Origin of the sequence: Luteimonas lutimaris (assembly GCF_039537065.1) — a bacterium.
GTDB classification, from domain to species: Bacteria; Pseudomonadota; Gammaproteobacteria; order Xanthomonadales; family Xanthomonadaceae; genus Luteimonas; species Luteimonas lutimaris.
This window is the reverse complement of record NZ_BAAAZU010000031.1, coordinates 120,439-140,290: the sequence shown is the minus strand read 5'-3', so window position 1 is coordinate 140,290 and position 19,852 is coordinate 120,439. Positions and strand designations below refer to the sequence as shown.

The following is a 19,852-nucleotide window of genomic DNA, read 5'->3' as shown; positions in this document are numbered from 1 at the left end:
ATCCGCATGGTTTCGTTGTCGATCCGCGGTGCTGCGATCGCCGCACTTTTCGCCGCCGCTCCGTTGTTCGCGGTCCAGGCGGCACCGCCGTCCGGTGGCGCGGCGACCGGCGGATACGACCCGCTGGAACTGTTCGCGCCGCTGCAACTGCCGCAGCCGGCCGGCGCCTTGCGCACCGGCAGCGGCAAGCCGGGGCCGCAGTACTGGCAGAACCGCGCCGACTACGACCTGCACGCGACGATCGAGCCGGACGCGCGCCGCCTGCAGGGCGAGGAAACCATCACCTACACCAACCACAGCCCCGACGCGCTCGACGTGCTGTGGCTGCAGCTGGACCAGAACATCTACCGCGCCGATTCGCGCTCGGCGATGGCGATGCCGTGGCGGCGCGAAGCCTCCACCGAAGGCTTCGAGATCGCCTCGGTCGAGGTCGAGATCGGCGGCCATCGCCAGCCCGTGCAGACCCTGGTCGACGACACCCGCATGCGCGTCGACCTGCCGCGGCCGCTGGCCGGCGGCGGGGAGTCGCTGAAGCTGCACATCCGCTACGGCTACGAAATCCCCGGCACCTGGGGCGGGCGTACCGCGGTGACGCCGAGCCGCAACGGCGAGATCTTCGAGATCGCGCAGTGGTACCCGCGCATGGCGGTCTACGACGACCTGCACGGCTGGGACACGCAGCCCTACCTGGGGTCGGAGTTCTACCTGGAATACGGCGACTTCGACTACGCGGTCACCGTGCCCTGGGATTACCTGGTCGCCGGCTCGGGTGCGCTGGTCAACGGCGACGAGGTGCTGACCAGTGCCCAGCGCGAGCGCCTCGCGCAGGCCGCGCGCAGCGACCGCACGGTGATGATCCGCACGCCGGCCGAAGTCGGCGACCCGGCCAGCCGGCCGAAGCGCGAAGGCACGCAGACCTGGCGCTTCCACATGGACCACACCCGCGACGTCGCCTTCGCCGCCTCGCCCGCGTTCGTGTGGGACGCCGCGCGCATCAACCTGCCGGATGGCGGGCATTCGATGGCGATGTCCGTGTATCCGGTCGAGGCCGTGGGCGCGGACAAGTGGGACCGTTCCACCGAATACATGAAGGGCGCGGTCGAGCACTTCTCGCAGTGGTATCCGTACCCGTGGCCGGCGGCGGTCAACCTCGGCGGCCACGGTGCCGGCATGGAATACCCGGGCATCGTCTTCGACGGCATGGACGATGGCGGCAGCAAGCTGTTCTGGATCAGCGCGCACGAGATCGGCCATACCTGGTTCCCGATGATCGTCGGCTCCAACGAGCGCCGGCATGCGTTCATGGACGAAGGCTTCAACACCTTCATCGACGTCTACGCCTCGGATGCGTTCAACGGCGGCGAATACGCGCCCAAGCGCGACAGCGAGTACGCGCCCGAGGGCGGCAACCCGGTCGACGAGATCCTGCCGCTGCTGGCCGATGCGACCGCGCCCAACATGTTCGCCACCGCCGATGCGACCACCGAGGAGTACCGGCATCCGCTGGCCTACTTCAAGGGCGCGCTGGGGCTGGTGCTGCTGCGCGAGCAGATCCTGGGCCCCGAGCGCTTCGATCCCGCGTTCCGCCGTTACATCGCCACCTGGGCGTACAAGCACCCGACGCCATCGGACTTCTTCCGCTTCATGGAAAGCGAGGCCGGCGAGGACCTGTCGTGGTGGTGGCGCGGCTGGTATTTCAACAACTGGCAGCTCGACCTCGCGGTGCGTGACGCGAAGTACGTCGACGGCGATCCGGCCAAGGGCGTGGCGGTCACGCTCGAAAGCCGGCAGAAGCTTGTGATGCCGGCGACGCTGCGCATCGACTTCGCCGACGGCAGCCACGAGGACCGGCGGGTGCCGGTGGAAGCCTGGATCCGGCGCACCACGCCCACGCTGACCCTGCCCACCCGCCAGCGCATCACCCGCGTGCGCATTGACCCGGACGCGAAGCTGCCCGACGCCGATCGCGGCAACAACGGGTTCGAACTGCGCGGCTGACGCCGATCGGTTCGACGCAGGGCGCCATAGCCGAATGGCGCCCGGGCACGATGCGTGCCTATCGGCGCCGCTGCGCGAACAGCCAGCGCCACAGCGCCGGCGTCCGCGCGTAGGCCGGGTCCCAGGCATTGTGGTTGGCGTCGGGGAACTCGGTGTAGCGGGCGTCCCGTGCGCTGGCGGCGCGGAACGCCGCGATCAGGCGGCGGTCGTCCCCGGGCGCGACGACGTCGTCCCGCGCGCCGTGGAAGATCCACACCGGAACGTCGCGCAGGGTGCGCGCGATGCGCGCGTAGGGATCGGGGGCGCCCGCGACGGGCGTGACGAACAGCGGCCGCTCGTCGCCCTCGCGCCGCTTGACCGCACCGCATACCGGCACCAGCGCCGCGAAACGTCGCGGCTGTGCCAGCGCCAGCTCCCAGGTGCCGTAGCCGCCCATCGACATGCCGGTGAGGTAGGTGCGGTCGCGATCGCCGTCGAACTCGTCGGTGGCCGCGTCCAGTGCCGCGAAGGCGACCGCCACGTTGGCGCCCTGCCATTCGCCGCCTTCGGGCACCTGGGGGAACACGACGATCGCTGGAAAGCGCTCCGCATTCGCGCGGGCATAGGGGCCGAGGCCGGCCAGCGTGGGCCTGGTGCCATCGTCGCCGCGTTCGCCCGAGCCGTGCAGGAACAGGATGACCGGTGGATTCGCGCCGGCCGCGGGGCCGGGGACGAACACCTGGTAGCGGTGCGCGCGGCCGTCGACCACCACTTCCCGCGGCACGAATCCGGCCTCGCGCGCCGCCGCGCCGTGCATCGGCTGCGTTGCGCAGGCGGCCAGGCCGGCCGCGGTCGCGGCGACGGCCAGCAGGGCTGCGGGTCGCCGCGGTCCGCGCATCACTGCATGAAGTGCTTGCGCACGAAGCCGATCGCGTCGGCTTCTTCCACGCAGGGTGTGCAGAACGTGCCGCGCCCGTCTACGGGGCCTTCGTACTTCCACTCGAAGGTCTTGCTGTAGTTGCCGCCACGGTCGCTGACCTGCAGCGCCTTGCCCTGCGGCACGACGTCGAGCACCAGCCCGTTCGGGAAGCGGACGGCGAAACCGCCGCCGCCCGCGGCCGGACCGACGGGGCGCAGGCGCACGCGCTTGTGGTCGGCGCCGTACTCGTAATCGACGGCCTTGCCGTTCGGGCCGCTCCAGAACGACAGGCTTTCGAAGCCGGGCGAGTCGTAGTCCTGCCCGGGCAGCGCGAAGTTGGCGACCTTGCCATCCAGGTAGACGCCGTTGGGCGAGGCCTGCGCGAACGCGGCGCCCGCGATCGCGATCAGGAGGGCGATGGTGCCGGTGGCGATGCTGGTTTTCATCCCTGTTTCCTCCGTGTCGGCCCGGCATCGGGCCATGAAAAATCTACGGGGGCCGGAATGAACCGCGGATTCACGCGTGGCGTGCGTCCCGCGGCGGGCGTCAGCGCAGCAGGATCAGCGTCGCAAGGCCGAGGAAGCTGAGGAAGCCCATCACGTCGGTGACCGTGGTCAGGATCACCGCGCCGGCCAGCGCCGGGTCGAAGCCCAGCCGCTTGACGGTAAGCGGCACCAGCACGCCGCCCAGCGCGGCCGAGCAGAAGTTGATCGTCAGCGCCGAGCCGATCACCAGCGACAGCGGCAGGTCGCGGTACCAGATCCAGACGATCACGCCCAGCAGCGAGCCCAGGGACAGGCCGTTCATCATCGCCACGCGCACTTCCTTCCACAGCAGCGTGCGCGCGTTGGAACTGCCGATCTGGCCCAGTGCCAGGCCGCGGATCATCAGCGTCAGCACCTGGGTGCCGGCGTTGCCGCCCATGCCGGCGACGATCGGCATCAGCACCGCCAGCGCGACGATCTGCTCGATCGTGCCCTCGAAGCGGCCGACCACGCTGGCGGCCAGGAACGCGGTGCACAGGTTCACGCCCAGCCACACCACGCGGCGCCGGAACGCGCGCGGCACCGGGCTGAACATGTCCTCGTCCTCGTCCAGGCCCGCCGCGGACAGCGCCTGGTGCTCGGCCTGGTCGCGGATGATGTCGACCACGTCATCGATGGTGATGCGGCCGAGCAGGATGTTGCCGTCGTCGACTACCGGCGCGCTGATCCAGTCGTGGTCGGAGAACTGGCGCGCGACTTCCTCGGCCGGCTCCTGCACGTCGATCGCCGGCTGCTCGTCGTCGATCAGCTGGTTGATTGGGGTGTTGGCCTCGTGGGTGAGCAGCACCTGCAGCGCGATTCGGCCCAGGTATTGGTGGCGGCGGCTGACCACGTACAGGTGGTCGGTATGCTCGGGCAGCTCGCCGCGCAGGCGCAGGTAGCGCAGCACGACGTCGACGGTGGTGTCGGCGCGCACCGTCACCACGTCCGGGTTCATCAGGCGCCCGGCGGTGTCCTCCTGGTAGGACAGGACCTGTTCGAGGCGTTCGCGGTTCTCGCGGTCCATCGACTTGAGGACTTCGTCGATGACCGTGTCCGGCAGGTCCTCGACCAGGTCGGCGAGGTCGTCGATGTCGAGGTCCTCGACCGCGGCGACGATCTCGTCCGGATCCATGTCCGCGAGCAGGCTCTCGCGCACCTCGTCGCCGACGTGGACCAGCACCTCGCCGTCGTCCTCGGCATCGACCAGCCCCCACACCACCTGGCGCTTGGCCGGCGGCAGCGATTCGAGCAGGTTGCCGATCTCGGCGGGAGCGAGGGTGTTGACCAGCCGCCGCACGGGCCCGAGGCGGCCGCTGTCGAGCGCGTCCGAAAGCAGACGCAGCTGGCGCGCGGTCTTGTCGTGGCGGACGGCTTCTGCCATGCGAATACTTCCGTGGCTGCGTCGCGACATCGACTGCGCGCGACAGGGATCAGGCGTTCATGCGCGCATTATCGCTTGTGGTGCTGCGTCTGCCCACCCACCACCGATCGTCCTCCTTGTAGGAGCGGCGGAAGCCGCGAGCTCTTGATGGCAGTGACCAGGGGCCAGGTAAGAGCTTGTCGCTCTTGCCCCCTTTGGAAAGGGGGTATGGGGGATTTGTTCTTGTTCTGCCCATCAAAAGCTCGCGGCTTCCGCCGCTCCTACAGGCAGGTCCTATGCGTCGGCGGGTGCGTTGGCCCGCATCCACTTCTCGATGCCGGCGCGGTCGCGGGCGCGCAGGAGGGCCGGGGCGCGGCTGCGCAGGGCGTCCAGGTCGCAGGCGCGGATCGCGCGGCGCACTTCCAGCAGCGTGCCGGGGTGCAGGCTGAATTCCTCCAGACCCAGCGCCAGCAGCAGCGGCGTGAACTGCGCGTCGCCCGCCATCTCGCCGCACATCGCCAGCGGCTTCGCGCGGCGGCGGGCGATGCGGATGACGTTCTCGAGCAGGCGCAGCACCGCCGGATGCAGCGGCGTGTAGAGTTCGCCGAGCGCCTCGTTGTTGCGGTCGGCGGCGAGCAGGTACTGCACCAGGTCGTTGGTACCGACCGAGACGAAGTCGACCACGTCGATGAACCCGGGCAGCGAAATCGCGGCCGCCGGCACCTCGATCATCGCGCCGAGCGGGATATGTTCGGCGATCTCGTGGCCTTCGCTGGTCAGGTCCCGGCGCACGCGCTTGAGCAGCGCCGCGGTGGCGACGATCTCTTCGCGGCCGCTGACCATCGGCACCAGCACGCGGACCGGCCCGTAGCCGGACGCGCGCACGATCGCGCGCATCTGGGCCTCGAAGATCTCCGCGCGCGACAGCGACAGGCGCACCCCGCGCAGGCCGAGCGCCGGGTTGGGCTCGTCGGTCAGCGCCAGGCCGGTGCGGTCCGCCTTGTCGGCGCCGATGTCGAGGGTGCGGATCGTCACCGTGCGCCCGGTCATGCCGAGCGCGACATCGCGGTAGGCGCGGAACTGCGCGTCCTCGTCGGGCAGCGTCTCGCCCATGAACAGGAACTCGGTGCGATACAGGCCGATCCCGGCCGCGCCCAGCGCGTGCGCTTCGGCCACGTCCTCGCGCGACTCGGCGTTGGCGAAGATGCGCACGTCGACGCCATCGACGGTGCGCGAAGGCTCGCGCCGGAGGCGGTACAGCTGCTTGCGCTCGCGCCGCTCGTCGCGGACGCGGGCGCGGTATTCGCGCAGGTCGGCCGCGCTGGGTTCGACGACCACCTGCCCGCCGGCGCCGTCGACCACCAGCACGTCGCCGTCGTTGACCTGCTGCAGCGCCTGCGTGGCACCCACCACCAGCGGCAGGTGCAGGCTGCGGGCGAGGATCGCGCTGTGCGAGAGCGTGCTGCCGCCGGTGGTGACCACCGCCACCACGCCCTGCGACTGCAGTTGTGCAAGTTCGGACGGGGCAACGGCATCGGTGACCAGCACCTCGCCGGCCACGCCGCGCACGTCGCCGGTGCGCTTGTGCAGGGCGGCGTGCAGGCGGCTGATGACGTGGTTGATGTCGTCGATGCGGTTGCGGAAGTAGGGGTCGTCCATCTCCGCGAACACCGCCGCCAGCCGGTCGCGCTGCAGGCGCAGCGCGTAGTCGGCACCGTGCAGGCCCTTGCGGATCAATTCCTCGACGCCGCGCAGCAGCTCCGGGTCGTCGAGCAGCAGCGAGTGCATGTCGATGAACTCGCCGACCTCGTGCGACAGCGCGCCCTGCAGGCGGTCGCGCAGGGCGAGGATCTCCTCGCGCACGGCGGCGACCGCGGCGTGCAGGCGCGCGAGCTCGGCATCGACCTGGTCGATGCCGATGCGGTCCTCGGCCACGTCCAGCAGCAGCGGCAGGCGCAGCCGCGCCCGGCCCAGTGCGTTGCCCCTGGATGCGCCGTGCCCAGCCAGGACCTGCCGCATCAACCCTCCTCGTCGAATCTTCGTTCGAACAGCGCGGAGATCGCGTCCGCGGCCGCGGTTTCGTCGTCGCCCTCCACGCGCAGCACGACCGGCGTGCCGTGCCCGGCGGCGAGCAGCATCACGCCCATGATGCTCTTGGCGTTGACCTCGCGGCCCTTGGCCGTGAGCGTGGCGTTGCAGCGGAACGGGGCCAGGGTCTGGACCAGCTTGGCGGTGGCGCGGGCGTGCAGGCCCAGCTTGTTGGCGACGAGGAGTTGGCGTTCGATCATCGGGGTGTCTCCGCTTTCGCGTCCGGTTGTTGCGAAAGCGCGGGGGAGGAGGGGCGCCGAGGTTTGTGCGGGGGCACTGGCTTCGACGGCGGCGGGCGTTCGCTCTCAGGCATCGTCGACCACCACGCCGTTGCGGGCGCCGGCCGTGGCCACGGCCGGCAGCTCGTCGAGCGTGAGCTCGGGATAGTTGAGCACCCGCAGCAGCATCGGCAGGTTCAGTGCCGACACCCGCCGCACCGGCGTACCCAGGTGCGCCAGCTTCGCCGCCACGTTGCTCGGCGTCGCGCCGTAAAGGTCGGTCAGCACCAGCACGCCGTCGCCGGAATCGACCTTGCGCAGCGCGCCGCTGGCCCGTGGCAGCAGGTCGTCGGGATCACCGTCGAACGGCATCTCGAACGCCCCGACCTCCAGCGGCAGGTTGCGCAGCAACGACGTCGCCACCGCCACCAGCGCATTGCCGATGCCGGGATGGGTGACGAGGAGGATGCCGACGGCCATGCCGGCAAAGTTAACAGACGCGGGTGATCGGCCGGAAGCGTGGAGGCGGGAACGTGTTGGCGGTGGCGGGGGGTGCGTGGGCTGCGGGCGATCTTGCAGGACGGCATCGCGGCCATGGCCGCTCCCACAGGGACGCTCCCGCGCGGCCGCTCCCACGGGGGAGCGGCCGCGGCCGGGCTCAGCGTTCGTGGACCTTGATGCCGTCCAGCAGCAGCTTGAGCTTGTCGGCCATCGCCTCCTGCGACTGCTTTCCCTCGCGGACGCTGTGCGCGGTGTACAGCACCTGGGCATCGCCGCCCTTGGGGGCGTCGACGACGCCGGTGATCCGCGTGCGGTCCTCGCCGTTGCGGGCGATGGCGTCGTAGGGATGGCGGCGTTCGCGGACCCGCGCCCAGTCGTTGCGGTCTTCGTCGTCCATCGACGCGGCGGGCGCCTGCTCGCGTACCAGCATGACGTAATCCTGGTCGTTGGCCTTCGCCGACATCCACAGCTCGGCCACGTCCCAGGTGGCCTTGCCGCCATCGCCGAAGAACGCGAACCCGAGCGTGAGCACGCTGTCGGCCTCGATCGCCTGCAGTGCGGGCGTGGTGTCCACCTCCAGCCGCGGCGAGGCGTAGTGGAAGCGCTTGCCGTATTCGAAGTCGATGTCGATGCCGCGCAGCGCGGCCGGGTGCAGTTCGGGCTGCGCCAGGTAGTCGCGCCACTGCGCCAGCGTGCCGTCGAGGTTGACGTAGGCGAAGTCCGCCAGCGCCCTGGCGTTGATCAGCTGGTCGTATGACTGGATCGAGGTGCCGGAGCGCACCAGCCCGACATAGCCGTTGGGGACCGGCAGCGCGAGCACCAGCAGGCGTGCGTTGGCGTAGGGCAGCGTCCACTCCCAGACCTGCCAGCGCCGTCCCCAGGCGTCGGCGTGCGTGGTGTCCAGGTGCGGCTTGCCGAGCGAGGTCACCATCACGCTGTCGCCGCCGACGTTGCGCTTGATGAAGCCCGACTTGAGCAGCAGGTCCATCGGGACAGCCGGGTCGCCGTACAGCGCCTTGGCCGGGACGTCGTCCGGCTTGCGCAGGTGGAACAGCATGGTCCTGCCGAACGAGCCGGAGGACAGGTAGCCGTTGGCCGACAGGCGCAGGTTGTTCTCCTCGTTGCCGGCCAGCACCCAGGTGCCGTTGCTGTCGCGCGCGACCATCTTCGGGAAGTCGCCCATGTCGGCGATGCGGTGCAGCAGGCGGGTCGAGCCCTCGCCGTCCGGGAACAGCCGTTCGCGCTGCTGCGCCAGCAGTTCGGCCAGCTGCGCGTCGAAGAAGGTGTTGCTGCGCTGCATGACCGTGTCGAGGAACGCACCCAGCGGCAGCGGCAGCGCGAAGCGCTCCTTCAGCGTGCCGCTGAGCGTGCTGTTGAAGACGTCGAACTGGTAGGACGAACGCACGTCGATCGCGGCCACGTCGTCGGGCGCGTCCATCAGCTCGCCGATGGGCAGGGCGTAGTTGAGGTTCTCGTTGGGCGACTTGGCCATCACCACGCCGATCACCTTGCCGTCCTGGTTGAGCAGCGGCCCGCCGCTGTTGCCCGGCGAGGCCGCGGCCGAGAAGCGCATCCACTTCCAGCGCCCGTCCTGCTGCTCCGGCGTGTCCGAGGTGTACAGCCCGTCGCGCAGCACCACGCCGGTGCCGTAGGCGTTGCCGACCGAGTAGACCGTCTGGCCCGGGGCCGCGCCGGTGTCGAGCTCCAGCACGTCGCTGCCGGGCTGCTCGGCGAGGGTGAAGACCACGAAGTCCTGGTGCATCGAGAACTTCACGACCTTGTCGATGGCGTACACCTTGCCGCCGTTGTCGCGCAGCGCCGGCGGGCCCCAGAGGCTGTTGGCGCCGGTCATCAGCACGTGGGACGCGGTCACGTAGCGCCCGTTGCCGATCGCGAAGGCGGTGCCGATCGAGTAGTACTTGTCGTTGCGCTCCTGGAAGGGCAGCAGCTCCAGCGGCAGCGGTTTTTCGTAGCTGAGCGGATCATCCACCGGCTTGGCGGCGACGACTTCGTACGTGGCCGCCTGGATCGCCGGCAGGCGTTCGGGCGCGAGGCTGGCGGCTGTTGCGGTGCCGGTGGCCGTCATGCAGGCGATGAGCAAGAGGCAGGCGAGCCAGATCGCCCGTCCGGCGGGTGCGCCGGAAACGTCGTGTGCCATTGGAATGTCCCCTGTCGAGTGGATGCCACGCGGTCCCCCCGGACGCGCGCCTCGCGCCATGTTCGCACGAACCGGCCTGGTGGGAGCGGCCATGGCCGCGATGCCGCACCGGACCCGAGCGCGGCCATGGCCGCTCCCGCAAAGGGCGGGGGTCAGTCCAGCTCGCGGTGGTAGGTTGCCACGTCCGGCCAGTCCCGTTCGCGCGCGTGCGCGGCCAGGGTTTCGGCCAGGTAGACCGAGCGGTGGCGGCCGCCGGTGCAGCCGAAGGCGACGGTGACGTAGCTGCGCGTGTCGGTGCGCATGCGCGGCAGCCAGTGGTCGAGGAAGCCGCCGACCTGGGCCACGTAGTCGATCACGTCGGGCTGCGCGTCGAGGTAGTCGGCCACCGCGCGGTCGCGGCCCGACAGCGGCCGCAGCCGCGGATCCCAGTGGGGGTTGGGCAGCACGCGCGCGTCGAACACGAAGTCCGCATCGGCCGGCACGCCGCGGCGGTAGGCGAACGACTCGAACAGCAGCGACAGCGACGCGTCGAGGCCGAGATTGAGGTCGGTGGTGACCTGGCGCCGCAGCTGGTGGACGTTGAGGTCGCTGGTGTCGATGGTCACGTCCGCCAGCGCGCGCAGCGGCTTGAGTACCTGGCGTTCAAGCGCGATGGCGTCGGCCAGCGCCAGCCCCAGGTGGCTGAGCGGGTGCCGGCGGCGGGTGTCGGCATAGCGCTTGAGCAGGACCGCGTTGCTGGTGTCGAAGAACACCAGCTTCGGGTCCAGCCCCATCGTGCCGACTTCCGACAGCCATTCGGGCAGGCTGGCCAGGTCGCCGTGGCGGTTGCGCACGTCGATGCCGACCGCCAGCTTGCGCGGCGCGCTGTCGCCTTCGGTGACGCTGCGCACGAAGCTGCCCAGCAGCTCGGCCGGCAGGTTGTCGACGCAGTAGAACCCCAGGTCCTCGAAGGTCTTGAGTGCCACCGACTTGCCGCTGCCGGACATGCCGCTGACCACCAGCAAGGTCGGTTTGCCGCCGTCGTTCGCCGTTGCCCCGCTCATGGCGTGCCGCGCTCCAGGAAGTGGGAATGGCGGGCCATGAACGCCGCCGCCGGGTCGACGCCCTTCGCACGCAGGATGTGCATGCGCGTGGCCGCTTCGGTCAGCACCGCCAGGTTGCGGCCGGGCATGACCTGCAGCGTGATCAGGGGGACGTCCAGGTCGAGCACCCGGCGCTGGCCGAGGTCGCCGGTCAGCCGCTCCATGCCGTCGCTGCTGGCCTGCTGGGGCTCCATCTGCGGCGGGGTCAGGTGCACGATCAGGCGCAGGTACTTGTTCCGCTTCACCGCGGTGTCGCCGAACATCTCGCGGATGTTGAGCACGCCCAGGCCGCGCAGTTCCAGCAGGTCCTGCAGCAGCTCGGGACAGGTGCCGTCGAGTACGTCGGGTGCGATCTGGGTGAAGTCGGGCGCGTCGTCGGCGACCAGTCGATGGCCGCGCGACAGCAGTTCGAGCGCCAGCTCGCTCTTGCCCGACCCCGACTCGCCGGTGATCAGCACGCCGATCGAATAAATCTCCATGAACACGCCGTGCAGCGTGATCCGCGGCGCCAGCTTGCGCGCGAGGTGGTACTGCAGGTGGTTGAGCAGCTCGTGGCCGCGGCACGGCGAGCCCCACAGCGGGGTACCCGACTCCTCCGCCGCCTCGGCCAGGTCCTCGGGGCAGCGCTGGTCCTTGCTGATCACCAGCGCCAGCGGCCGGTAGCGCATCAGCTTCTCGATGATCTCCCAGCGCAGCCGCGAATCGAGCGAATCCAGCCAGGCCAGCTCCTCGGTGCCCAGGATCTGCACCTTGTTGGGATAGATGGTGTTGAGGTAGCCGGCCAGCGACGGGCGTCGGGCCACGGTGTCCACCGCCTCGAGCACGCGCGACTCGCCCGCCTGCCCCGCGACCCAGTGCAGGTCCAGGCGCTCGCGCATCTGCTCGAACAGCTCGGCGGCGGTGATGCTGGCGTTCAAGGCATGATCCTCATGGTCGGCTGCGGGACGCCCATCAGCACGCCGCGCAGCGCGTCCAAGTTGCGCGCGCCGCGCAGCACGTCGCGGAATTCGGCGCTGGAGAACCGCTCGGCCAGTTCGCCGAGGGTATCCAGGTACTGCTGCTGCGCGTCCATGGGCACGGACATCGCGAATACCAGGTCGACCGGGGCGTGGTCGCGGGCATCGAAGTCCACCGGGTGGCCGAGCCGCAGGAAGACGCCGCGCGCGCTGTCGAAGGCGTTGCTGCGTGCGTGCGGGATGGCGACGCCGTGGCCGATCGCGGTGCTGCCGAGCAACTCGCGTTCGTGCAGTGCCGCGCCGATGGCGGCCGTCGCCATCGGCGACGCCCCGCCGAGCAGGCGCGCGGCCGCGTCGAGGACGTGGTTGCGGCTGCCCGGTTCGGTCAGCATCACGATGCGCTCGGCGGTGAGCAGGTCGGCAAGCGGCATGGGTCACCAGGCCCGGCGACGGGAGCGGCCTATGGTAGCCGCGTGACACCTGCGGCGCACATGGGCAACGCAGGTGCCGTGGGTCACGGGCAGGGGGTTATCCGAATTCTCCGCTGCGGGCGATGCTCTCGCCGCGGCGATAGTTGTCGACCATCTTCTGCTTGTGCTTGAGCAGCAGGCGGTCAAGCTTGTCGGCCAGCAGGTCGATGGCCGCGTACATGTCGATGGCGCTGGCGTCGGCGTGCAGGTTCTGGCCGGACAGGTTGATGGTGGCTTCGGCGCAGTGGTTGGGCTTGTCGAGGCTGAGCTGGGTGCGGATTTCGAAAGGCTGTTCGAAGTGGCGCCCCAAGCGCTCGAACTTGTTCTCGACGTAGTCGCGCAAGGCCGGGGTCACCTTGATTTCGTGGCCGTGGATATCGATTCGCATTCGCCAATCTCCTGGTTCTTACGACGGATCGCGCCGGGACCCCAGCATCGCCCGAACGGCGTGTGCAAGGGATAAAAACAAGTTAATCCGGAACACGGCCGGCGGAAAGGTCCGGGCCGCGGCGGCAGCGCTCAGGCGACCCGGATGCGCTCGTGCGAGGACGGGATGTTGAGCAGTTCCCGGTACTTGGCCACGGTGCGCCGCGCCACGGGGACGCCGGTGGCCTTGAGGGCCTCGGCCAGGCGCGCATCGGACAGGGGCTTGCGCGGGTTCTCGGCCTCGACCAGGCGCTTGATCATTTCCTGGATGGCGATGCTCGACGCCTCGCCGCCACCTTCGGTCCCGATGCCCGAGGCGAAGAAGGCGCGCAGCGGGATCGTGCCGCGCGGGGTGCGGACGTACTTGCGCGAGATCGCGCGCGAAATCGTCGATTCATGCAGGCCGACCTGGGCCGCGACCTCGCGCAGGGTCAGCGGGCGCAGCGCCTGCGGGCCGAATTCGAGGAACCCCGACTGCTCGCGCAGCAGGCAATGCACGACCTTGAGCAGGGTCTCGCCGCGCTGGGCGAGGTTCTTCAGCAGCCAGCGCGCTTCCTGCAGGCGGCCGCGCAGGTAGCCCGCGTCGCCGGCGTCGGCGTGCTGGATCATCTGCTCGTAGCCGCGGTGGATGGTCAGCCGCGGCAGGCGCTCGTTGGCCAGTACCACGCGCCACATGCCCTGCTGGCGGGAGATCACGCAGTCGGGGACGACGTAGGTGTTGGCGGGCAGGTCGCCGATCTGGGCGCCGGGGCGCGGGTCCAGCGAGCGCAGCAGCGCCAGCGCCTGCGCGGCATCGTCCTGGCTGCAGTCGAGTTCGGCCGCGACGCCGTCGATGCCGATCCGCGGCAGGCGGTCGATCGGGCCGGTGGCGATGCGCCGCGCCAGCTCACGCCCGGGCGTGGCCGCGGGCAGGTTGTCGAGCTGCAGCACCAGGCATTCGGCCAGGTCGCGCGCGCCGATGCCGACCGGGTCCAGGCGCTGCACCTGGCGCAGCACGGCCAGGACTTCGTCGGGCGTGCATCGGGTTTCGGGCAGCAGTGACTGGGCGATGGCGTCCAGCGGCTCGCGCAGGTAGCCATCGTCGTCGATCGCGTCGATCAGCATCAGGCCGATGCGGCGGTCGCGTTCGGACAGGTGGGTCAGGTGCAGCTGCCAGGACAGGTGGTCCTGCAGCGAGTCGGTCTGCACCATGCGGTCGGTCGGGTCGCCGCCATCCTCGCCGTTCCAGCCGCGCGATTCCTGCCAGGCCTCGCCGGCGGGGCTCCAGTCGTCGTCGCGGAAGTCGTTGTCGCCGGACTCGCCGTCGGCGGGTGTTTCGGTGGAAGCCGGCGCGCCGTCGTCGGCGACGCGCAGCGGTTCGGATTCGTCCCAGTCGAGCAGCGGGTTGCTTTCGACCGCGGCGTTGATCTCGGCTTCCAGTTCCAGCGTCGACAGCTGCAACAGGTGCAGCGCCTGGCGCAGCTGCGGCGTCAGGACGAGCTGTTGACCCAGCGATGTCTGGAGGCGTGGCTTCATCTTCCCCTGCGGCCCATGCCGATACTGGAACCCGAGCACGGCCATCCTACCTGCCATTCATGGCGGGGCAGACGCCTTGCCGGCATCCGCCGGCTGCGTCCTTCACCTGCTACAGGCGGAAGGAATCCCCCAGGTAGACGCGACGCACGTCAGGATTGGCCAGCAGCGCGTCCGGAGCCCCCTGCGCGAGCACGCCGCCTTCGCTGAGGATATACGCGCGGTCGCAAATGCCCAAGGTCTCGCGGACGTTGTGGTCGGTGATCAGCACGCCGATGCCGCGGTTCTTGAGGTGGCGGACGATGCGCTGGATCTCGCCGACCGAAATCGGGTCGACGCCGGCGAACGGTTCGTCGAGCAGCATCAGCCGCGGGTTGGCGGCCAGCGCGCGCGCGATCTCGACCCGGCGGCGCTCGCCGCCCGACAGGCTGGCACCGATCTGCTCGGCCACGTGCGCGACCTGCAGCTCGTCCATCAGGCTGGACAGCTCGCGCTCGCGCGCCTCGTGGTCGAGGTCGTCGCGCAGTTCCAGCACCAGGCGGATGTTGTCGGCCACGCTGAGCTTGCGGAACACCGAGGCTTCCTGCGGCAGGTAGCCGACACCGAGGCGGGCGCGGGTGTACATGGGCTCGGCGGTGATGTCGCGGCCGTCGAGCACGATCTCGCCCTCGTCGGCCGGGACCAGGCCGACGATCATGTAGAAGCAGGTGGTCTTGCCGGCGCCGTTGGGACCGAGCAGGCCGACGACTTCGCCGGCATCGAGCGTCAGCCCGAAGTCGCGCACGACCTCGCGCGAGCGGTAGCGCTTGCGCAGTCCCTTGGCGACCAGCATCAGTTGTCGTCCTGGCCGGCGGGCTCTGGCGTGGGTTCGGCCTTTTCGGGCGTGGCCTTGCCGTTGCCGGCGGACTTGTTCTTCGGTTCGAAGGTCATGTTGACGCGGCCGCCGCCGGCGGCGGCACCGCTCTGCACCTGCCCGGTGGCCATGTTGTAGACGATGCGTTCGCCGGAGATGCTGCCCTTGCCCGGCTGCTTGACCACGGCGTTGCCGCTGAAGACGACGGTGTCGCGGTTCTGGTCGTAGTCGATCTGCGCCGCGGTGGCGTTCATCCAGCCGCCGTCGTCCATCTGCTGCTTCATCTGCACCGGCGAGCCGGTGAGCTTGATGACCTGCTGGTCGCCGCCACGGCGCAGGTCCGCCTTCGACGACTTGATGTCGAGCGTGCCCTGCGAGATGTGGACGTTGCCGGTCAGGATGCAGGGGCCCGAGTCGTCGACCGAGCAGTCGCTGGCGTCGGCGGACACGTTCATGCGCTGGTTGCGGTCCGAGGACTTGGCCCAGGCGCTGCCCGCGGCCACGCATGCCAGGGCGGCGAGGAGTGGCAGGGTGCTAGCGACGCGTCGGTTCATGGCTCATGCTGACCTTGGAAAGGAGCTCGATGCGATTGGTGGCCAGGTCGGCCCGCATTCCGGTGCCCCGCATTGTAGAGGCGGGGCTGGTGACGGTCACCAGAACCGGTGACGTGGCCTCGTCCTTGTCGGGGAATATGTTCAGCTGCTCGGTCTTCATCACCGTCGGGCGCGCGTCCGAGGGCGGGCTGGTGGCCTCGACCTTGCCGCGCAGGCGCACTTCGCTGTTGTCGGCGGCGACCCAGCCGGTCTTCGAACGCAGCTGCCAGCGCTGGCCTTCGTTGTCCGGGATCAGGAACAGCGGCGTTGCGATCGACAGGGTCTTGTCGTCGGGGCTGCGGGTCAGTTCCGGCGCGCGCAGCATGAACGCTTCCTTGCCCTGCTTGTCGAGCGCGACCAGTTCGAAATCGTGCAGCACGTAGTCGGGGCGCGCGGGGCCGGTGTCGGCGACCGGCTGGGTCGCGCGCTGGCGCCACGCCGACCAGCCGGTGATGCCGGCGGCGACCAGCAGGACGAGGGTGAGGGTGCCGCGCCAGCTCATGGCGCGTCCGCCACGGCCAGCAGTGCGTCGAGGTGGCCCTGCGCCGACAGCAGCAGGTCGCACAGCTCGCGCGCCGCGCCCTCGCCGCCGCGGGCCGCGGTGCACCAGCGCGCCCGCTCGCGCGCCCAGGCGTGCGCGCTGGCCGGGGCCACCGACAGGCCCACCGCGCGCATGATCCGCAGGTCGGGCAGGTCGTCGCCCATGAACGACACCTGCTCCAGGGTGATGCCGAGCTCGGTCGCCAGCCCCTGGACGCAGCCGAACTTGTCGCCGATGCCCACGCAGGAGCGCACGCCCAGGTCGCGCGCCCGGTGCGAGGCGGCTGCGCTGTTGCGCGCGGTGACGAACGCGACCTCGATGCCAGACTTGCGCAGCAGCGCCAGGCCCTGGCCGTCGAGCACGCTGAAGGCCTTGGCCTCGCGGCCGTCGGCGTCGAACCACAGGCGCCCGTCGGTCAGCGTGCCGTCGACGTCGAAGCAGGCCAGCCGGATCCTGGCGGCGCGGTCGATGATGTCGGCGGGGATGGCGTGGCTGGGCATGCAGTTGGCTTCTTGTCCGTGGCGAGTGTTGGCATCGTGCGGTGAAAGACGGGCTCCGCGACGGGGCCCGCGCGGCAGGAATCCCGAATCCCCGCAGTTAAACCACCCGCGCGCGCAACAGGTCGTGAATGTTGAGGGCGCCGACCACGCGGCGTTCGCGGTCGAGCACCAGCAGCATGGTGATCTTGCGGTCTTCCATCAGCCGCGCCGCCTCGCTGGCCAGTGCGTCGGCCTCGATCACCACCGGCGAGCGCGTCATCACATCGGCGATGCGCGCGCGGTGCACGTCGATGGCCGGATCGGCCAGCGTGCGGCGCAGGTCGCCGTCGGTGTACAGGCCCACCAGGCGGTCGTCGCCGTCGACGATCGCGGTCATGCCCAGGCGCTTGCGGCTCATCTCCATCAGCGCGTCGGCCAGCGATGCATCGGCGGCGACGCGCGGGATTTCGTCGCCGGCGTGCATCACGTCGCGGATGTGCAGCAACAGCCGGCGGCCCAGCGAGCCTGCCGGGTGCGAGCGGGCAAAATCGTCCGCGGTGAAGCCGCGTGCCTCCAGCAGCGCGACCGCCAGCGCATCGCCCATCGCCATCGATGCGGTGGTGCTGGACGTCGGCGCCAGGTGCAGCGGGCAGGCCTCGGTCGGCACGCTCACGTCCAGGTGCACGTCGGCCTCGCGCGCGAGCATGGACTGCGGGCGTCCGGTCATCGCCAGCAGCGGGTTGCCCTGGCGCTTGAGCACCGGCAGCAGCATCAGGATTTCGTCCGACTCGCCGGAGTACGAAATCGCCAGCACCACGTCGGCGTCGGTGATCATGCCCAGGTCGCCGTGCCCGGCCTCGCCCGGATGCACGTAGAACGCCGGCGTGCCGGTGGAGGCCAGGGTGGCGGCGATCTTGCGCGCCACGTGCCCGGACTTGCCCATGCCGATGCAGACCACGCGCCCGCGGCAGGCGAGCAGCACGCGGCAGGCGCGGGAGAAATCGCCGTTGATACGGCCGCTGACCGCCTCCAGCCCGCGGGCTTCGGTGTCGAGCACGCGGCGGCCGCTGGCGGCCAGCGTCGCGTCGTCGATGGTGGGGGATACCGTGCTGTCGGCCATATCGAAGCCGGGGCCTTTCCGTTAGGCTAATCCGCTCATTTTATGCGCTCGAGGCCGCAAAAGCCCGCCTGCCGGCACCCTGGCTCATGCGGGCTTCACGAGCGCAATCCGACGAGGAGCAGGAATTGGACATCGATACCATCCGCCAGCTGATCGAACAGGGCCTGCCCGGCGCACGGGTTGCCGTGCGCGGCGACGACGGCGTGCACTTCGAGGCGCTGGTCGTTTCCGAGGCGTTCGACGGCAAGCTGCCGCTGGCCCGGCACCGGCTGGTCTACGCCACCCTGGGCGAACGGATGGGCGGCGAGATCCACGCCCTGGCCCTGCGCACGCTGACCCCAGCCGAGTACGCGGCGCGCGGGGCGGAGGGCTGATGCAGAAGATCATCGTCAGCGGCGGCCTGCCGCTCGACGGCGAGGTCGCCGTCTCGGGCGCCAAGAACGCCGTCCTGCCGATCCTGTGCGCCACCCTGCTGGCCGACGGGCCGGTCACCATCGGCAACGTGCCCGAACTGCACGACGTACGGACGACGCTGCGCCTGCTGGCAGAGCTGGGCGCCGGCATCATCGTCGAGGACGGCGCCGACCTGCAGGTCGACCCGCGCACCGTGCGCAGCCACGTCGCGCCCTACGAACTGGTCAAGACCATGCGCGCCTCGGTGCTGGTGCTGGGCCCGCTGCTGGCCAGGTACGGCGCGGCCGAAGTCTCGCTGCCGGGCGGCTGCGCGATCGGCTCGCGGCCGGTCGACCTGCACATCCGCGCGCTGGAGGCGCTGGGCGCCAGGATCAGCGTGGAACACGGCTTCATCAAGGCCAGCGCGGACCGGCTGCGCGGCGGCAAGGTCGCCTTCGACATCGTCAGCGTCGGCGCGACCGAGAACGTGCTGATGGCCGCGACCCTGGCCGAAGGCACGACGGTGATCGAAAACGCCGCGAAGGAGCCGGAAATCGTCGATCTCGCCGACTGCCTGGTGGCGATGGGCGCGGACATCGAGGGCGCCGGCAGCGAACGCATCGTGGTGCATGGCGTCGAGCGCCTGCGCGGCGGCAGCCATCGCGTAGTCGCCGACCGCATCGAGACCGGCACCTTCCTCGTGGCCGCGGCAATGACCGGTGGCCACGTCACCGCCACCCACGCGCGTCCCGGCACGCTGGATGCCGTGCTCGACAAGCTGGTGGAGGCGGGCGCCGACGTCGGCACCCGCGGCGACCGCATCACCGTCGACATGCGCGGCCGCCGACCGAAGGCGGTGGACATCACGACCGCGCCGCACCCGGGCTTCCCCACCGACATGCAGGCCCAGTTCATGGCCATGAACTGCATTGCCGAAGGCGTTTCCACCATCGACGAGACGATTTTCGAGAACCGCTTCATGCACGTGCAGGAACTGGCCCGCCTGGGCGCCGAGATCCACGTCGAAGGCAGCCGCGCGATCGTCACCGGCGTGCCCAAACTCAGCGGCGCACCGGTGATGGCGACCGACCTGCGCGCCTCGGCATCGCTGATCCTCGCCGGCCTTGTGGCCGAGGGCGAGACCACCATCGACCGCATCTACCACCTCGACCGCGGCTACGAGAACATCGAGGGCAAGCTGTCGGGGCTGGGCGCAAGGATCCGGAGGGTCGACTGAGCATGCCATCCATCGGTCGCCCGTCGGGAGTCCCGCTGCGCCGCAAAGTGCTGTTCGGCGCGCTTGCGCTGCTGGTGCTGTACTCGGGCTGGGCCTGGCATGCGGGCCTGGCGTTCACCGCCGGCATCGCGGCCGAGGACATGGACTGGAACGGCGACGGCCGGGTGTCGACGCAGGAAACCCTGCAGTCCTGGTATGCCGTGACGGTGCGCAGCAGGCGGGAAGGGCATCGCCATTGCAACAGCTTCTACTGGCGCGGCCACGAGGACGGGGAACCGATCCGGGTCGACTGCAGGACGAGCTTCGGGGAGTCCGACTGAGGTCGGACTCCGTGGTTTGCCGAAGGCTGGGACCAAGGACAGGGGTCAGGGCCGGCAGGAGGCTGCAAGCAGCATCGTCATGAACTGTCATCCCGAGCGCAGCGAGGGATCTTTTTTTGCCC

21 protein-coding genes are annotated in these 19,852 nt (G+C 70.1%); 4 read left to right on the top strand and 17 right to left on the bottom strand.

Features of this window, described 5'->3' with window-relative positions; all coding sequences use genetic code 11:
* Nucleotides 1-6 precede the first annotated feature (6 nt).
* Nucleotides 7-1,998 (top strand): M1 family metallopeptidase, encoded by a 1,992-nt coding sequence (locus tag ABD679_RS14365; protein WP_344760694.1) that lies wholly within the window; start codon nucleotides 7-9, stop codon nucleotides 1,996-1,998.
* 58 nt (nucleotides 1,999-2,056) lie between these two features.
* On the opposite strand, the gene ABD679_RS14360 is transcribed toward ABD679_RS14365, so the two are convergent.
* The 17 genes from ABD679_RS14360 to ABD679_RS14280 all read right to left on the bottom strand — a co-directional run bounded on the left by ABD679_RS14360 (nucleotide 2,057) and on the right by ABD679_RS14280 (nucleotide 17,780).
* Nucleotides 2,057-2,875 carry a carboxylesterase family protein gene (locus ABD679_RS14360; protein ID WP_425561909.1) on the bottom strand — a complete coding sequence of 273 codons (819 nt, stop codon included), beginning with the start codon at nucleotides 2,873-2,875 and terminating at the stop codon, nucleotides 2,057-2,059.
* A complete protein-coding gene (locus ABD679_RS14355; protein WP_344760693.1) occupies nucleotides 2,875-3,342 on the bottom strand; it encodes a hypothetical protein in 468 nt (155 codons plus the stop codon). The genes ABD679_RS14360 and ABD679_RS14355 overlap by 1 nt, the downstream gene beginning before the upstream one ends.
* Nucleotides 3,343-3,442: 100 nt before the next feature.
* Nucleotides 3,443-4,804, bottom strand: coding sequence for a magnesium transporter (mgtE, locus tag ABD679_RS14350; protein WP_344760692.1), 1,362 nt, complete (start codon nucleotides 4,802-4,804; stop codon nucleotides 3,443-3,445).
* A gap of 273 nt (nucleotides 4,805-5,077) precedes the next feature.
* The gene (gene ptsP / locus ABD679_RS14345) at nucleotides 5,078-6,802 is read right to left on the bottom strand and encodes a phosphoenolpyruvate--protein phosphotransferase (RefSeq protein WP_344760691.1); all 1,725 of its coding nucleotides are present in this window, start codon (nucleotides 6,800-6,802) and stop codon (nucleotides 5,078-5,080) included.
* On the bottom strand, nucleotides 6,802-7,071 hold the full coding sequence (locus ABD679_RS14340; protein WP_344760690.1) for an HPr family phosphocarrier protein: 270 nt from the start codon (nucleotides 7,069-7,071) through the stop codon (nucleotides 6,802-6,804). Before ABD679_RS14340 ends, ptsP begins: the two co-directional genes overlap by 1 nt.
* Nucleotides 7,072-7,176: 105 nt before the next feature.
* A complete protein-coding gene (locus ABD679_RS14335; protein ID WP_344760689.1) occupies nucleotides 7,177-7,569 on the bottom strand; it encodes a PTS sugar transporter subunit IIA in 393 nt (130 codons plus the stop codon).
* A 178-nt stretch (nucleotides 7,570-7,747) separates the two neighbouring features.
* Nucleotides 7,748-9,748, bottom strand: coding sequence for a S1 family peptidase (locus ABD679_RS14330; RefSeq protein WP_344760688.1), 2,001 nt, complete (start codon nucleotides 9,746-9,748; stop codon nucleotides 7,748-7,750).
* Nucleotides 9,749-9,900: 152 nt separating this feature from the next.
* Complete coding sequence (rapZ, locus tag ABD679_RS14325) at nucleotides 9,901-10,791, bottom strand: RNase adapter RapZ (RefSeq protein ID WP_344760687.1); 891 nt, start codon at nucleotides 10,789-10,791, stop codon at nucleotides 9,901-9,903.
* Nucleotides 10,788-11,747 carry an HPr(Ser) kinase/phosphatase gene (gene hprK, locus ABD679_RS14320; protein WP_344760686.1) on the bottom strand — a complete coding sequence of 320 codons (960 nt, stop codon included), beginning with the start codon at nucleotides 11,745-11,747 and terminating at the stop codon, nucleotides 10,788-10,790. Before hprK ends, rapZ begins: the two co-directional genes overlap by 4 nt.
* Nucleotides 11,744-12,217, bottom strand: a complete 474-nt coding sequence (locus ABD679_RS14315) for a PTS sugar transporter subunit IIA (RefSeq protein ID WP_344760685.1) — start codon at nucleotides 12,215-12,217, stop codon at nucleotides 11,744-11,746. The genes hprK and ABD679_RS14315 overlap by 4 nt, the downstream gene beginning before the upstream one ends.
* A 97-nt stretch (nucleotides 12,218-12,314) precedes the next feature.
* Nucleotides 12,315-12,644 carry a ribosome hibernation-promoting factor, HPF/YfiA family gene (gene hpf, locus ABD679_RS14310; RefSeq protein ID WP_344760684.1) on the bottom strand — a complete coding sequence of 110 codons (330 nt, stop codon included), beginning with the start codon at nucleotides 12,642-12,644 and terminating at the stop codon, nucleotides 12,315-12,317.
* Nucleotides 12,645-12,775: 131 nt separating this feature from the next.
* Nucleotides 12,776-14,197, bottom strand: a complete 1,422-nt coding sequence (locus ABD679_RS14305; RefSeq protein ID WP_344760683.1) for an RNA polymerase factor sigma-54 — start codon at nucleotides 14,195-14,197, stop codon at nucleotides 12,776-12,778.
* A gap of 109 nt (nucleotides 14,198-14,306) precedes the next feature.
* A complete protein-coding gene (gene lptB, locus ABD679_RS14300) occupies nucleotides 14,307-15,026 on the bottom strand; it encodes an LPS export ABC transporter ATP-binding protein (RefSeq protein WP_344760682.1) in 720 nt (239 codons plus the stop codon).
* A complete protein-coding gene (lptA, locus tag ABD679_RS14295; protein WP_344760681.1) occupies nucleotides 15,026-15,601 on the bottom strand; it encodes a lipopolysaccharide transport periplasmic protein LptA in 576 nt (191 codons plus the stop codon). The genes lptB and lptA overlap by 1 nt, the downstream gene beginning before the upstream one ends.
* Nucleotides 15,582-16,142, bottom strand: coding sequence for an LPS export ABC transporter periplasmic protein LptC (gene lptC / locus ABD679_RS14290; RefSeq protein WP_344760680.1), 561 nt, complete (start codon nucleotides 16,140-16,142; stop codon nucleotides 15,582-15,584). Before lptC ends, lptA begins: the two co-directional genes overlap by 20 nt.
* Entirely contained in the window at nucleotides 16,139-16,681 is a 543-nt protein-coding gene (locus tag ABD679_RS14285; protein ID WP_344760679.1) for a KdsC family phosphatase, read from the bottom strand. Before ABD679_RS14285 ends, lptC begins: the two co-directional genes overlap by 4 nt.
* Nucleotides 16,682-16,778: 97 nt before the next feature.
* The gene (locus tag ABD679_RS14280; RefSeq protein ID WP_344760678.1) at nucleotides 16,779-17,780 is read right to left on the bottom strand and encodes a KpsF/GutQ family sugar-phosphate isomerase; all 1,002 of its coding nucleotides are present in this window, start codon (nucleotides 17,778-17,780) and stop codon (nucleotides 16,779-16,781) included.
* Nucleotides 17,781-17,905: 125 nt separating this feature from the next.
* Here ABD679_RS14280 and ABD679_RS14275 point away from each other — a divergent pair, with 125 nt between their 5' ends.
* Genes ABD679_RS14275 through ABD679_RS14265 form a run of 3 tightly spaced genes read left to right on the top strand, consistent with a single transcriptional unit; the run spans nucleotide 17,906 to nucleotide 19,730 of the window.
* Nucleotides 17,906-18,154, top strand: a complete 249-nt coding sequence (locus ABD679_RS14275) for a BolA family protein (protein ID WP_344760677.1) — start codon at nucleotides 17,906-17,908, stop codon at nucleotides 18,152-18,154.
* Entirely contained in the window at nucleotides 18,154-19,410 is a 1,257-nt protein-coding gene (gene murA, locus ABD679_RS14270; protein WP_344760676.1) for a UDP-N-acetylglucosamine 1-carboxyvinyltransferase, read from the top strand. The genes ABD679_RS14275 and murA overlap by 1 nt, the downstream gene beginning before the upstream one ends.
* A 2-nt stretch (nucleotides 19,411-19,412) precedes the next feature.
* Nucleotides 19,413-19,730, top strand: coding sequence for an EF-hand domain-containing protein (locus ABD679_RS14265; RefSeq protein WP_344760675.1), 318 nt, complete (start codon nucleotides 19,413-19,415; stop codon nucleotides 19,728-19,730).
* The last annotated feature ends 122 nt before the right edge of the window (nucleotides 19,731-19,852 follow it).

What these genes read in the sequence shown, in the direction of transcription:
- ABD679_RS14365 (WP_344760694.1), top strand. Translation starts at nt 7, where the DNA reads ATGGTTTCGTTGTCGATCCGCGGTGCTGCGATCGCCGCACTTTTCGCC.
- ABD679_RS14360 (WP_425561909.1), bottom strand. Translation starts at nt 2,875, where the DNA reads ATGCGCGGACCGCGGCGACCCGCAGCCCTGCTGGCCGTCGCCGCGACC.
- ABD679_RS14355 (WP_344760693.1), bottom strand. Translation starts at nt 3,342, where the DNA reads ATGAAAACCAGCATCGCCACCGGCACCATCGCCCTCCTGATCGCGATC.
- mgtE (WP_344760692.1), bottom strand. Translation starts at nt 4,804, where the DNA reads ATGGCAGAAGCCGTCCGCCACGACAAGACCGCGCGCCAGCTGCGTCTG.
- ptsP (WP_344760691.1), bottom strand. Translation starts at nt 6,802, where the DNA reads ATGCGGCAGGTCCTGGCTGGGCACGGCGCATCCAGGGGCAACGCACTG.
- ABD679_RS14340 (WP_344760690.1), bottom strand. Translation starts at nt 7,071, where the DNA reads ATGATCGAACGCCAACTCCTCGTCGCCAACAAGCTGGGCCTGCACGCC.
- ABD679_RS14335 (WP_344760689.1), bottom strand. Translation starts at nt 7,569, where the DNA reads ATGGCCGTCGGCATCCTCCTCGTCACCCATCCCGGCATCGGCAATGCG.
- ABD679_RS14330 (WP_344760688.1), bottom strand. Translation starts at nt 9,748, where the DNA reads ATGGCACACGACGTTTCCGGCGCACCCGCCGGACGGGCGATCTGGCTC.
- rapZ (WP_344760687.1), bottom strand. Translation starts at nt 10,791, where the DNA reads ATGAGCGGGGCAACGGCGAACGACGGCGGCAAACCGACCTTGCTGGTG.
- ABD679_RS14315 (WP_344760685.1), bottom strand. Translation starts at nt 12,217, where the DNA reads ATGCCGCTTGCCGACCTGCTCACCGCCGAGCGCATCGTGATGCTGACC.
- hpf (WP_344760684.1), bottom strand. Translation starts at nt 12,644, where the DNA reads ATGCGAATCGATATCCACGGCCACGAAATCAAGGTGACCCCGGCCTTG.
- ABD679_RS14305 (WP_344760683.1), bottom strand. Translation starts at nt 14,197, where the DNA reads ATGAAGCCACGCCTCCAGACATCGCTGGGTCAACAGCTCGTCCTGACG.
- lptB (WP_344760682.1), bottom strand. Translation starts at nt 15,026, where the DNA reads ATGCTGGTCGCCAAGGGACTGCGCAAGCGCTACCGCTCGCGCGAGGTC.
- lptA (WP_344760681.1), bottom strand. Translation starts at nt 15,601, where the DNA reads ATGAACCGACGCGTCGCTAGCACCCTGCCACTCCTCGCCGCCCTGGCA.
- lptC (WP_344760680.1), bottom strand. Translation starts at nt 16,142, where the DNA reads ATGAGCTGGCGCGGCACCCTCACCCTCGTCCTGCTGGTCGCCGCCGGC.
- ABD679_RS14285 (WP_344760679.1), bottom strand. Translation starts at nt 16,681, where the DNA reads ATGCCCAGCCACGCCATCCCCGCCGACATCATCGACCGCGCCGCCAGG.
- ABD679_RS14280 (WP_344760678.1), bottom strand. Translation starts at nt 17,780, where the DNA reads ATGGCCGACAGCACGGTATCCCCCACCATCGACGACGCGACGCTGGCC.
- murA (WP_344760676.1), top strand. Translation starts at nt 18,154, where the DNA reads ATGCAGAAGATCATCGTCAGCGGCGGCCTGCCGCTCGACGGCGAGGTC.
- ABD679_RS14265 (WP_344760675.1), top strand. Translation starts at nt 19,413, where the DNA reads ATGCCATCCATCGGTCGCCCGTCGGGAGTCCCGCTGCGCCGCAAAGTG.